The sequence below is a fragment of the Paenibacillus sp. SJS-P3 genome, assembly GCF_056711585.1.
Genome location: NZ_CM160043.1, coordinates 4,801,895 through 4,814,813 on the forward strand (window position 1 = coordinate 4,801,895; position 12,919 = coordinate 4,814,813).

Sequence of the window (12,919 nt, forward strand, 5' to 3'; positions counted from 1 at the left end):
TGCTATTTGAAACAGGCTCGCCTGCATCCCTAAGAGCCGCCGCGGCCTCGAGTCCGGTCCTCCGCCTTCCCGTACCTGGCTTCTCCGTATGTCTGCGCGAGCTTGCCAGCCTCCTCCGGCGTCAGGGAGGTGAAGGCCTCTTCCGCCGCGGACAGATTGGCGGCATGCTCTTCGGGAGTCAGGCTGGGCCTGTATTCGTAGCCTTCGGCTATCGCGCTGCGGATGAAGGAGCGATACCGCATCCGCGGATCGCGGCCGTCGCCCTTCGGCTCCTCCTGCGCCTTGCGGCCAGCGGAGCGTTTCTTGCGCTTGCGGGGCACCCGCTCCAGCTTGATGACCTCGTCCGAGTAGCCCGCCCCGGCCGGCTCCTTGAGCGACCTCAGCAGCTTGAGCCTGCGGAACAGCGCTTCCGCCAGCTGGCGGATCCGCTCCGGAAGGAAGCGCCGCAGGAGGAGGTACAGGAAGTAAGCCAGCAGGACGGCGGCGATCAAAAGAACGATGACGATCAGGATATTGCCGATCAGCACGATCCATTCGTTCGGCTCCTTGGCCTCCGGCAGCTGCATGGGCCCCGCTTCGCCTGCAGGCGGTTGTTGCGGCTCGAGCGGGGGCAGCCCCTGCTCTGCGGGGGGACGCCTCAGCGCGGCCAGCAGCGCGTCGCGGAGATGGCGCAAGGAATCGGCAAGCCCTTGCCAGGCACCGATCACAAGCATGAGCGCGACGAGGGACCCTGTCAGCAGCCGGTTCCAATACCGCATCGCGGGAGTGCCCCGCCAGCCGAACCCGTCCTTGCCGGCGGCATGCTGGACCTGAAGGCGGTTCAGGCGAAGCAGATACAGGCACAGGGCAAGCGTGAAGGAGGCCTGGACGGAGAAGGCGTACGGCTTCAAGTAGGCATTCGTCAGGACGACGATATAGATGACGAACGAGGCCAGCATCCCCAATTGGACGAGCATCGGCGCAGCCTGGTTCCACAGCGATCGCCGCCCTGCGATAAGCCCTCTGGCAGCTGCGGCTCCGGCGGCAAATCCCCATACGCAAGCGCGGATGGCGGCTCCGGTCTCGGATGCGCCGGGGAACAGCCTCAGGCCGATCCAGGCTCCCGCGCCGGCGCCAGCCAGAGCGAGGAATGCCTTGGCCAGCCGCCCGGCAGGCCCTAGGGATACGCGGCTCCCGGCAATCGCAGCCGCCGCATGGAGCGCCAGCACGATGAGGCCGAGCAGCAGCGGCGGCAGGAATAGCGGCAGCTCCGCAGCTCGGAACATGGGGAAGACAGCTCCGAGCAGCAGGACCGGATACAGCGCCAGACATTCGAGCAGCGAAAAGGCCAGCATGGACGGATCCGCTAGAGGCTGACGGCCGACCACCCTTGGCGCTTGGCCGGCCTGGAGTTCAAGGCCGGAATGCGGAGCTTGCATGGCCGCACGCTCCCCTCCGTCTCCAGCCTGATCGTGGCGCGCAGCTCCTCCCTGCGGGGAAGAAGCCGCATCCGGCACGGAACGGGGGTCGGGACCGGCGGCGGAACGATCTCGTCTCATGGCCGTCTCCCTCCGTTCGTACGGACAGGCGGTTCCACAAAAGCAACGCGGTGGCCGGACTGCTCCAGCAGGGCTGCAGCCTCCATAATCCGGTCCGACCGGAACGCCGTCACGAGCAGATAATCCATCCCGGCGGACAGCTCCATCTCGGCTTCTCGCCGAAGCAGCTCATGAAACGGCATCCGAATCCTCGGTTCTACCGCAGCCATGGAAGCGAGCGTCTCCTCGAGCTTCCCGCTGCCGCTGCCGAACTCCACTCTCCCGGTATCGTCCGAGTGCCGGCTGACCGTTCCATTATGGGCGAATCCGGCCGCCAGGCCTCGGCCCAGCATTCCTGCAGCCAGAGCAGCCGCGCAGCTGATCGTTGCCTCCATGTCGTCCGGCCTCGTCACCCGGTCCCACATCATTTCGGATTCTTCGATGTTCAGCAGGATCATGGCGCGGGGATCGGCCGTATGCCCATGCCGGCGCACCTGCAGCTCCAGCGAGCGGGCCGATGCCTTCCAATCGATGCGGTTGAACGCGTCTCCGGGCAAGTACGCCCGCGTGCCGCTGGCGACGAACGGGTCCTCGACGATCCAGCGCCTCACCTCGAGCTCTCCCTGCCAGCTTCGCCAGGAGTCGGGCATGGCGCTCTCTTCCATCGGAGCCGGGTATACAGTGAGCGTATGCGGAAGCGACAAGGTGATCGACGGCGTGTGGATGGAGAACAGGTCGCCGCCTGTCAGCGACGCCGTCTCCATGACGAATACGCCTCTGCTGACGCAGGTCGTCTGATGGGTGCGGACGATCTTGACACGCGGCTGCAGCGTGAACAGGCTCGTATGGTTCTGATAGATTCGGCCCCGGCTGACGGACGTATCTCCGCGGCCGCGGAAGACGATAGAGGCGGGAAGCATCGTCTCCAGGCGCAGCCACGGTACGGGAAGCCCCTTGGCATTCTCGATCGTCTCGACAATTTCCAGCCGTTCGCCTGCGTAGTAGGCTTCCTCGCTGAAGCGGCGGGACACCTTCACCCCGCGCAGCGATCCTTTGCCGAGCACCAGTCCCTGAGCGTAAACGAGAGCTCCGCAGACGGCAAGCAGGAGCAGCAGCTCCATCAGCGGGCCTCGGCCCCAAGGCCTTCTTCGCTCGGCACGGGCATCGCGTCAAGCAGCTCCTGAACGAGCGCTTCCGTCGGCCGGACCTCCGTCGAATGACGCCTCTTCAGCACGATTCGATGGGCGCATGCCGGCACAGCCAGCCGCTTGATGTCATCCGGCAGCACATAGCTGCGGCCGTGCATGGCCGCATAGGCTTGGGAAGCCCGCATCCATGCCTGGGTGCCGCGAGGGCTGATGCCGAGCGCGACTCCCGGATTGGAGCGGCTCGCCTCCGCAAGGGCGACCATGTAATCGAGCAAGTCGGCATGCACCGATACGCCGGCGCACAGCCGCTGCGCCTCCAGCACCTCCGCCGCCGAGGCGGCCGGCCGCAGCGCTTCCGTCCAAGGGGAGACGGCGCCTACGGTGCGCAGCAGGATTTCCCTGCCTTCCTCACGGGAAGGATACCCCAGATTCATCCGGATCATGAATCGGTCCATCTGCGCTTCCGGCAGCGGGAACGTGCCTTGGTTGTCGACGGGATTCTGGGTCGCCACCACCATGAACGGCTTCTGCAGCTCCATCGTCTTGCCTTCGATGCTGATCTGCCGCTCTTCCATGCATTCCAGAAGGCTCGACTGCGTGCGGGGCGTGGCGCGGTTGATCTCGTCGGCGAGCACGATCTGCGTGAACAAAGGACCTTTGCGGAAATAGAATTCGCCGTCCTTCTGATGGTAGTAGTGGATCCCCGTCAAGTCGGAGGGGAGCAGGTCCGGGGTGAACTGGATCCGCTGGAAGTCGAGGCTGAGCGATGCGGCCAGGCTCTTGGCCAGCATCGTCTTGCCCGTTCCCGGCACATCCTCGAGCAGGACATGCCCCGATGCCAGCAGAGCTGTCAGCAGCAGGTCGATCTCTCGATCCTTCCCTACCATTACCCGGTTGATGTTCTCCTTCACTCTGGCGGCCAGCTGCTGCACTTGATGCACCTTCCCACTTCCTCTCGATATCGTCGCTTGAGGCGGGCCTTCAGCAGGCCGCATGCCTCTACGATTCTATTCTAGCAAATGGGTTCTGGAAAAAACAGACAAGCGGACTCCCGGAAGAGCCCGCCTGCCTGGATGGATGAGATCAAGGATTCTGGACGCTGAACGTGTCTCCGCCCTTGATCGTCCCCGATTCGAAGCCCTTGTAGAACCAGCGCTTGCGCTGCTCCGACGTGCCGTGCGTGAAGCTCTCCGGCACGACATAACCTTGCGACTGCTGCTGGATGCTGTCGTCGCCGACCGCGCTGGCCGCCGTCATAGCCTCGTCGACGTCGCCTTCCTCGAGCAGATTGTTTCCTTGCTCGTAGTGGGCCCAGACCCCGGCATAATAGTCCGCTTGCAGCTCCAGCCGGACCTGGTACTTGTTGTACTCCGTCTCGCTGAGCTTATCGCGCAGCGGAGCGATCTTGTCCATCGTGCCGAGCAGCGTCTGCACGTGATGGCCGACCTCGTGGGCGATGACGTAAGCCATCGCGAAGTCGCCCGGCGCCTTGAACCTCTGCTTCAGCTCGTCATAGAAGCTGAGGTCGATGTACAGCTTGCGGTCGCCCGGACAATAGAACGGTCCCACCGCCGAGGTCGCGCTGCCGCAGGCGGATTGGACCGAATCGCTGTAAAGGACGAGCGTCGGCTTCTCGTAGGTCATTCCCTGCTTCTGGAACACGTCGCTCCATACCGTCTCGGTGTCCGCCAGCACGACCGACACGAACTGGGACAGCTCCTGCTCCTGCTGCGTCTGCTCATAGGGCTCCGAGGAGCTCTGCCCGCCGGTCATGCCTCCGAGCAGGTCGCCGGGGTTTCCGCCGAGAAGCGTGACGATCAGTATCAGGATGATCCCGCCGATTCCGCCGCCGACCAGCTTGCCTCCGCCGCCCATTCCCCTGCGGTCCTCCACATTGCCGCTTCCTTGTCTGCCTTGCCATCGCATGGCGACTCCTCCTCGTCTGTCTCCAAAGGTCGTATTCCCGTTGAAAGGTTTACCTTTGATATACCCGCGGGAGGCGGTTTGACGCTGGAAGAGCTTTCATGAGGCCAGCCCGGTGCCGGCTGTCAGAAAAAGCATCCGCCGTAATCGGCTTTGCGGTCGCGCCAGACGGAATGGACATGGCCGCGTCCGGGCATCGCAGCTTCCCTCTTCACGACGGATTCGATCCATAAGCGAGGGCCCTCGATCCGAAGGTAGGAGCCCGGCCCCGTTTCGTCCAACGAGCCCGACCAGCCGATGTAGGTCCTATCCAGAGCTTCCTCCGTGAAGTAGTCCGCCAGCAGCTGCGGCATGTCGGAAGGATGGGCATCGATCGCCCAGCCGGTGACGGCCTCTCTCACCTTGCGCTTCTGCTTGTCGTCCAGATGGGCGTACGGAAGGCCCTCGTGCTCGGGGAACCTCGCATCCCTGCCCGGTCCGAGAAGCACATCCTCGAACTTCTCCTCGAGCTGAGCCGCTGCCAGCTGATCTGGCTGCAGAGAGCGGAACAGCTCGTAGGAGGCTTTGAGCCGGCCTTCCATCGGTCCATAGGTTCGGCCGCCCGCCGCAGAGATTCTCGGCTCGATGCCGACGAACATGGGGGTCAAGCCTTGCTCGCGCGTATGATACGTTCGGTTGATAGCCAGATGGTGGCCGCTGATCTGCAGCATCCATGGGCTCGATTCGCTCGGATCGCCCAGAAACGCCACCTGATAAAAGCGGGAATCCCATTTTGGATTGCCGGAAGCCTCCTGCTCCGCCTGATCGGCCAATAGGATCGCCTTCATCGTATGGTAGCCATGCGGTCCAAGGGCTTCCGCAGCAAGCGCTTTGAAGGCTTCCAGGCTGGCGGGACTCATCGAGCCCAGAGAAATGCCGTTCCGGGGCGCCTCCTCGAGCGGGAAATAGCTCCAATCCACCGCATGCTTCGCTGTAAACGGATACCGGATCGCTTTGCGCTGCTGCGGTGCGAGGGTATCCTCGAGCGCGCGGGCAAGACAAGCGACTCGGCTGTCATGGGGCAATCGGGAGCAAGCAGCCGTCGCCTCGCGGGCGACGCCTTGCTGTAAGGCGTTGTACACATCCGCCCCGCTTCCCTTCTTGCCGGGAGCCGGCTTCTGGACCGGATTGGCCTCGCCTTTAGATGCGGCCCATGCGGCTGTTCCCTGCGCGCCGGAGGAAGTGCCCGGCCAAGCCAGCGTCAGCGCCAGAAGCGCCGCTGCGGCTATGCTTTTGTTCATGATCGGGTAAGACTCCTTTATCAAGATGAAATAACGGGTGCGGCGCCTGCCTGTCATGCCCTAGCATTCGCATTCGGCTGCCTGATCATTCCATTATTTCGGGAGAACGCAAAAAGAAGCGGTCCCTCAGTCCATTGGATGACTGAGGGCATCGCCCCTCTGCAGACGACTTATCCGTTCGTCCGGCCGGTTGCCGGAGCGAAACGCCCGCTCCCGCCATACACGTACATTCCAGCTTCCTCCGGCTGGTCAGCGCCCATGCGGCCCTCACGCCCCTCATGCTGAGCAGCCGGGGATTTGTACGAATAGGCATGGCCGTACGGGCCCGGCATTCCATGCATTTCCGGCATCATGTGCCCTCCGCCATATCCATGGCCGTACATGCCGGGCATTCCCTGCATTTCCGGCATCATGTCCCCGCCGCCATATCCATGGCCGTACATGCCGGGCATTCCCTGCATTTCCGGCATCATGTCCCCGCCGCCATATCCATGGCCGTACATGCCGGGCATTCCCTGCATTTCAGGCATCATCTGTCCGCCGCCATATCCATGGCCGTACATGCCGGGCATTCCCTGCATTTCCGGCATCATCTGCCCGCCGCCATATCCATGGCCGTACATGCCGGGCATTCCCTGCATGAGCGGCTGAGCGTGGCCTGCGCCGTAGCCGTAACCGCCGGAAGCCTCCTGCAGCGCCTGTACCTTGCCGCAGCCCGGAGGCGGCCCAAGAATGAGGGACTGCTGGATCGGCGCCACCGCCTTGGCATATTCTTCTTCATCGACGCAGTACGCGAGATTCATGATTTCCTTGGGCGTAAAACGGAGGAAGTCCGAGCCATAGACGATATCCGGAGTCGGTTGATCGAATATAGTCAGGATATGCGCCTTCTCGGACAGCGTCACGATCCAGTGGAACCAGCCCTTGGGCAAGACGGCGACCTGACCCGGCTTCAGCTTGCAGCTCATCAGCTTCTGAGTGAACGGGTCGAATACGGAAGTCATGACTTCACCGCTGATGACGAAGACCAGCTCCGTCGCATTGGTATGCCAATGGGGTTGAATGATGATGCCTTTAGTCAAGTGTACGTTGAAAAGACCCGTTCGGATGGCCGGGAGCTGCTCGCCGAACAGCTGCGTAATGTAGTTATGCGGATCTCGCTTGAAATTCAGCACCTCATTGGAGTCTGCGCATAAGGTCAGATTAGGGGATTGCAGGACAGAATCGGTCACGTTCTTATTCCTCCACTCTGGGTTGCAGTCTAGTTCACTGTATGCCCAGAACGGCCGATCTGCTCCTCACTGCCAGCAAGCCCATTGCCTGCATTCAAAAAAAAGACAAAAAAGCACGGGCACAGGCCCGCGCTTCAGCAAGCTATTCGATCTTGAACCGGTCAACCAGCTGCTTCATCTCTTCCGCCATAGCGGAGAGGCTGCTGGCCGAAGCATGGATCTCTTCCATCGACGCGAGCTGCTCCTCGGTCGAGGCCGCGGCTTCCTCCGAGCCGGCCGCATGGGACTGGGCGATGCCGGCGATCTGCGAGGCCGCGTCGGTGACCTCCTGAATGCTGCCCGTAATCTGCTTCACGACGGCCGCCATTTCCTCGATATGCGGAATCATATGTTCTGTGCCGGACAGAATTCGGGAGAACTTCTCCGAGGTGAGCTCCGATATGCTCAGTCCCTGCTGCGCACCAGCCACGACCTCGCTCATGATGGCGACGGATGCTTCCGTGTCCTGCTGGATGCCGGCGATCAAGGCGCCGATGTTTTTGGCCGACTGCTGCGATTGCTCCGCAAGCGCCCTTACTTCGCCGGCCACGACTCCGAAGCCTCTGCCGTGCTCGCCGGCGCGGGCGGCTTCGATCGCGGCGTTCAGGGCGAGCAGGTTGGTCTGACGGGCCAGATCCGCGATGACTTTCAGGATGCCGCCGATTTCGCGGGAGCGTCCGGACAGCGAGGCGATCACCTCATTGGATCTTTGGACCGATTCATGAATGAATCTCATCTGGTTCAGGTTGTCCTCCACATACCGGCTTCCATCCTCCGCCTCGTCGAACGTCTGGCGGGAGAACTGCAGCACGCTCTCGGAGCTCGCCGAGATGAGCCTTGCGCCACCCAGCACTTCCTGGAGGGCATTCTGGTTCTGATCCAGCCGCATCGTCGTGATCTCGGCGCCGCCCGCGATTTCCTGGATGGCGGAGGCGACCGTCTCGGCAGCCTTGCCCGACTGCTGCGCCCCTACCTTGAGCTGCTCGGCGGATGCGGCCAGCTGTCCAGCGCTTCCGGCAATGCCCCCGATCATTTCTTTCAGTCCGACCGTCATCTCATGGAAGGCTTCGTTCAGCTGGTATATTTCGTCCCGGCCGCGGATAACGAGCTTGTCCCCCGTCAGATTCCCTTCCGCTACCTGCTTCACCGATTCAGACAGCCGGATGAGCGGACGGGTGAGGAACCACGACACGAGGATGCCCAGCGCCAGTGCGACCAGAGCGGCCGCCGTGCTGATGACGATGACGGCGATCAAGCCTGCATTAGCCTGGTCTCCCGCCTTCCTGACATTGTTGCGGATAACGGTGTCGCCTATCCACTCCGTCATGGAATCAGCCTGGCTCGTAATGGATTCGCTGACGGGAAGAATGATCGTGACGCCTTCTTCCGCCGCCTTTTTCTTGTTGCTCAAATAACTGTTCATCACCTTCACGGTTACTTGCTTGAATTGCTGATTGGCATCGTCGATAGCTTGCAGCCGTTTTTCGGTTTCCTCCAGAGTTGCAAGCTCAAGCCCTTTTTTGACTGCGGCGTCGATCCGGTTGTTGGCGTCATAGATCTGGGTTTTGTACTTGGCATCTCCATACAGCATATAAGCGCGGAAAGCGCTGATCTGCATCGCGGAATCGGTCTGGATGGATTGGGCGAGAGACCTCAATTCACCTGCCGTATTGACGATGTAGTCATAGGATTTCTTCGTATCATCTACGGTGCGGATCGTAAAGACGGATGACAGTCCAAAAAGCAAGGAAACCAAAACAAAGCTGCCGATCAGCTTCATTCTAATGTTGAAATTAATTTTCATGGGGTCTCTGGATCCCTCCGTATCAAAAGATACGTATGTTATCGACGGAGTGGAGAAAAAAATTGAGGAATGGCAAAAAGTGATTGGCAGGCTTTCAGTTTGTTGGAATCGAGATACTCGAGGAATCGGGCGTGGAAGCAGCCAAGGTATAAGCCCCCCTGCCGTTCGGCCATGCTAATAAGCAGGGAGGTGAATGCAATGGCCAAAGATGTTCTTTGCGAAGTGAACTCCTGCCGGTACTGGGCTGCCGGCAATAAATGCGCGGCTGCATCCATTTATGTCGTCAGCCACAGCAAAAAAGCCAGCAATTCCGAAGAAACGGACTGCAGAACGTTCGAACCGAAAATCTGATTCGACTCGGACAGCCGACCGCCGGCTGTCCGTTTTCATTTCCGGCTCCCCTTTAGCATAACCAACAGTGATAATGATTATCACTGTTTGGGAAAATTTTTCAACCCGCACCCTTGCAGGCTTGAACAAGCTTCTCGACAGCCTCCATTCCCATCTGCCGCATCTCCGCACGCCTCCCGCTCCGAGGCACCATCTTGCTTGGATCCCACCTAGATTCTTATACGCAAAAAAACCGCCCGGCCCTCTGGCCGGGCGGCTGACGCCGCTCTAGCTTGCTGATGCAGTACCTGCCCGCTGCTTAGCGGCCCTTGTTCGCCGGAGCTGCCGTGCGCTCTCCTGCCGGACGCTGTCCACCTCGGCGCTGCCAGCTCTGCTTGGCTCCTTGCCCCGACTGGCTGCCTTGGCTCCCTCCCTGCTTGGCTTGACCGCCGCCGCTTCCCGGGGAACCTTGCTTCGCCTGCGCTCCTTGGCCGCCGCGGCCGCCCTGCCTCGCTTGGCCGCCTCCGCCCTTGGAGGAGCCTTGCTTCGCCTGTCCGGCCGGCTTCTCCGATGGCGCCGGAGCCCCCAGCATCGGGTACGGATGGTCGGATACAACCGGAATTTTCTTCTTCGTCACCTTCTCGATATCCTTGAGGTAAGGGAGCTCCTCCACCTCGCAGAACGAAACGGCGATTCCGCTATGTCCGGCCCGGCCGGTACGGCCGATCCGGTGCACGTACGTCTCCGGCATGTTGGGCAGATTGAACTGGATGACATGGGACAGCTCGTCGATATCGATGCCGCGGGCGGCGATATCGGTCGCTACGAGCACCCGCGTCGCGCCCTTCTTGAAGTTGCTCAGAGCAGCCTGGCGCGCGTTCTGGGACTTGTCGCCGTGAATCGCCTGGGCGGATATGCTTTTCTTCGCCAGGCCCTTCGCGACGCGGTCCGCTCCATGCTTCGTGCGGGTGAATACAAGCACCGAGGAGATCGTCTCGTCCTGCAGCAGATGGGTAAGCAGGGACAGCTTGTTTTCCTTGTCGACGAGGTACACCGACTGCTCGATCCGATCGACCGTCGAGGACACCGGGGTGATTTCGATCTTGACCGGATTCACGAGCAGTGACTCCACGAGACGGGCGATCTCCGGAGGCATCGTGGCGGAGAAGAACAGCGTCTGCCGCTTGGCGGGCAGCCTGGTCATGATCTTCTTCACGTCGTTGATGAAGCCCATGTCGAGCATGCGGTCGGCTTCGTCCAGCACAAGCACTTCGACATGCTGCAGATCGGCATGCTTCTGGTTGATGAGGTCGATCAGCCGGCCCGGCGTCGCGATCAGGATATCCGTGCCGCGCTGCAGCTGCAGCTCCTGACCGTGCTGGGAGACGCCGCCGACGATGACGACGCTGCGCAGCTCGGTGAACCGGCTGTAGGCTTTGATGTTTTCTTCGATCTGGATGGCAAGCTCACGCGTCGGCGTCAGGATGAGCGAGCGGATGACCCGCTTGCCTGAAGGCTTGCCGCCGCCCGGACGTCCAGCGCTCAGCTTCTGGATGATCGGGATGGAGAACGCGGCCGTCTTGCCTGTGCCGGTCTGGGCGCAGCCAAGCACGTCCCGTCCTTCAAGCGCAGCCGGAATCGCCTTCTCCTGGATCGGCGTAGGCTGCGTGTAGTTTTCTTTGCTCAGCGCCTTGAGAATGGCTGGCGCGATGTTCAGTTCTTCGAATTTCATATGGTCTCCTATGTTAAACGTCTATTTTCGCGTGTGCTCACGAACCGTTCCCCTCCATCATAACCCATCGGAGAGCCGGAATACAGGAACATTGGCAGAAGCCGCTTCCATTCAGGCTCCGGCACCGTCCAAAAAAGCAGGCCGCCAGCGGCAGCCTGCTTGCTGTGGGCATGCTCGGGAACATTCATCAATGGGCAGCCTCGACCTCATCGACATGCTTCACATGCTTGCGATTGGCGAGAATGTAGGCCACCGAGACGAGCACGAAGGCGGCTCCTACGATGAACGGCACATGGGGATTGAACCACTCGGCCAGCTTGCCGGCAAAATAAGGCGCGATCGCGCCGCCGAGAAACCGCAGGAAGCTGTAGGCGGCGGAAGCGGTCGAACGCTCGACGGGAGCCGCGTTCATGACGCCTGTCGTGATCAGCGTGTTGTTGTTGCCGAGCAGAGCCCCTGCAAAGATGACGCAGGCGATGACAACCCAATGGATGTCGGTCCAGATGCCCATCGCCAGCAGCGTGAGGCCGAACAGCGCCAGCATGACCGCCATCGATTTGACGGTGCCGAACGCCCGCTGGAGCTTCGGCGCCATGAACACGGAGGTGGAGGCGAGCAGAATCCCCCAGCCGAGGAAGACGTAGCCGATGCCGTGGATGTCCAGTCCCATGACGAAGGGAGCGTAAGCCATCAGGGTGAAGAAGCCGAAGTTGTACAAGCATGCCGTGAGCCCGAAAACGACAAGCGACCGATGCTTCATCGCCTTGAACGGATCCAGGAGGGAAGCCGACAGCTTCTTCTGGGCATAAGCCGGCGTCTTCGGCGGTGCCGACTTCGGCATCATCAACGTCAGCGCGATGAAGGCGAGCACCATCAAGGCTGCGACGCCGAGGAACGGTCCTCTCCAGGAAATCGAGCCGAGCTCGCCGCCAAGGAGCGGGCCTACGGAGATGCCGAGGCCGATGGCCGCTTCATAGAGGATGATCGCTTTGGCGACGCCGCTGCGGGAGAGCGACACGATCGCCGTCAGCGCGGTGGCTACGAACAGCGCATTGCCGAGGCCCCAGCCGCCGCGGTAGCCGACCAGCTCCCATATCCCGTTCGAGAAGCCGCCGAGGGCGGAGAAGATGGCGATGATGACGACGCCGAGCAGCAGCGACCGCTTCATGCCGAGCCGGGAGGTGATCGTGCCGGTGATCAGCATGGCGACAGCCATGACGGCGTTATAGCTGGTGAACAGCAGGCTGACCTGGCTCGGCGTCGCGTTCAGCTTTTCGGATATGGCAGGCAGGATGGGATCGACCAGCCCGATTCCCATGAAGGCGATAATGCCGGCAAAAAAAACGGCCCATACGGCGCGCGGCTGATTGAGAATGCCGCTGCGCGCGGCGGGCAATTCATGCTTTGCTGCAGGTTGGGTTGTATTGGCCACGAAGGCTCACTCCTATTCGATTTCGTATCTGATTTTCGCTTCCTGGATCTTGTCCTTCAGCTCGATGAATTCCGATCGGATCTTCACGATCTTGGCGATCTTCTGATCCATCATCTCCAGCTGCTTCTCCACCGTCTTCTCCATATCGCCGATCATGGAGCGCTTGCGTTCGATATCCTCCACGATGCGGATGCCGTCCCGCAGGACGCTCAGCTCTTCGCCGATCGACACGTACTCCTGAAGCTCCTGCAGCGAGAAGCCGAGCGCATCGCGGGCATTGATGATCTTCTTCAGCTTCTCCACATCGGATTCGGTGTAGAGGCGGAAGCCTCCCTCGCTCCGTTCCGGAGCCAGAAGCCCGATCTCTTCGTAATAGCGCACCGTGCGCTTCGTCAGGCCGCACAGGTTGGCGACATCTTCGATTTTGTAGATCGTTATCCCTTCTATCTATATTATTTATTACTAAAACAATTACCTCAAAG

At 61.2% G+C, this 12,919-nt stretch carries 11 protein-coding genes; 1 reads left to right on the forward strand and 10 read right to left on the reverse strand.

Annotated features, from left to right (window positions below):
- Positions 1–29: 29 nt before the first annotated feature.
- The 7 genes from AC06G8_RS21950 to AC06G8_RS21980 form a co-directional block, all read right to left on the reverse strand.
- Positions 30–1,538, reverse strand: coding sequence for a hypothetical protein (locus tag AC06G8_RS21950; RefSeq protein WP_480283962.1), 1,509 nt, complete (start codon positions 1,536–1,538; stop codon positions 30–32).
- The gene (locus AC06G8_RS21955) at positions 1,535–2,638 is read right to left on the reverse strand and encodes a DUF58 domain-containing protein (RefSeq protein WP_480283963.1); all 1,104 of its coding nucleotides are present in this window, start codon (positions 2,636–2,638) and stop codon (positions 1,535–1,537) included. Before AC06G8_RS21955 ends, AC06G8_RS21950 begins: the two co-directional genes overlap by 4 nt.
- Complete coding sequence (locus AC06G8_RS21960; protein WP_447663259.1) at positions 2,638–3,660, reverse strand: AAA family ATPase; 1,023 nt, start codon at positions 3,658–3,660, stop codon at positions 2,638–2,640. The genes AC06G8_RS21955 and AC06G8_RS21960 overlap by 1 nt, the downstream gene beginning before the upstream one ends.
- An 88-nt stretch (positions 3,661–3,748) precedes the next feature.
- Complete coding sequence (ypfJ, locus tag AC06G8_RS21965) at positions 3,749–4,591, reverse strand: KPN_02809 family neutral zinc metallopeptidase (RefSeq protein WP_480283964.1); 843 nt, start codon at positions 4,589–4,591, stop codon at positions 3,749–3,751.
- 122 nt (positions 4,592–4,713) lie between these two features.
- On the reverse strand, positions 4,714–5,868 hold the full coding sequence (locus AC06G8_RS21970; protein ID WP_480283965.1) for a DUF3500 domain-containing protein: 1,155 nt from the start codon (positions 5,866–5,868) through the stop codon (positions 4,714–4,716).
- A gap of 170 nt (positions 5,869–6,038) precedes the next feature.
- Positions 6,039–7,100, reverse strand: a complete 1,062-nt coding sequence (locus tag AC06G8_RS21975; RefSeq protein WP_480283966.1) for a cupin domain-containing protein — start codon at positions 7,098–7,100, stop codon at positions 6,039–6,041.
- Between the two features lie 142 nt (positions 7,101–7,242).
- Positions 7,243–8,943 (reverse strand): methyl-accepting chemotaxis protein, encoded by a 1,701-nt coding sequence (locus tag AC06G8_RS21980; protein ID WP_480283967.1) that lies wholly within the window; start codon positions 8,941–8,943, stop codon positions 7,243–7,245.
- Between the two features lie 198 nt (positions 8,944–9,141).
- Here AC06G8_RS21980 and AC06G8_RS21985 point away from each other — a divergent pair, with 198 nt between their 5' ends.
- The gene (locus tag AC06G8_RS21985; RefSeq protein WP_447663264.1) at positions 9,142–9,294 is read left to right on the forward strand and encodes a DUF1540 domain-containing protein; all 153 of its coding nucleotides are present in this window, start codon (positions 9,142–9,144) and stop codon (positions 9,292–9,294) included.
- Between the two features lie 298 nt (positions 9,295–9,592).
- Here the strand turns inward: AC06G8_RS21985 and AC06G8_RS21990 are convergent, their stop codons facing one another.
- The 3 genes from AC06G8_RS21990 to AC06G8_RS22000 all read right to left on the reverse strand — a co-directional run bounded on the left by AC06G8_RS21990 (position 9,593) and on the right by AC06G8_RS22000 (position 12,818).
- Complete coding sequence (locus AC06G8_RS21990) at positions 9,593–11,005, reverse strand: DEAD/DEAH box helicase (protein ID WP_480283968.1); 1,413 nt, start codon at positions 11,003–11,005, stop codon at positions 9,593–9,595.
- A 187-nt stretch (positions 11,006–11,192) separates the two neighbouring features.
- Entirely contained in the window at positions 11,193–12,437 is a 1,245-nt protein-coding gene (locus AC06G8_RS21995) for an MFS transporter (protein WP_480283969.1), read from the reverse strand.
- Positions 12,438–12,449: 12 nt separating this feature from the next.
- Positions 12,450–12,818, reverse strand: coding sequence for a MerR family transcriptional regulator (locus tag AC06G8_RS22000; protein WP_480283970.1), 369 nt, complete (start codon positions 12,816–12,818; stop codon positions 12,450–12,452).
- Between the last annotated feature and the right edge of the window lie 101 nt (positions 12,819–12,919).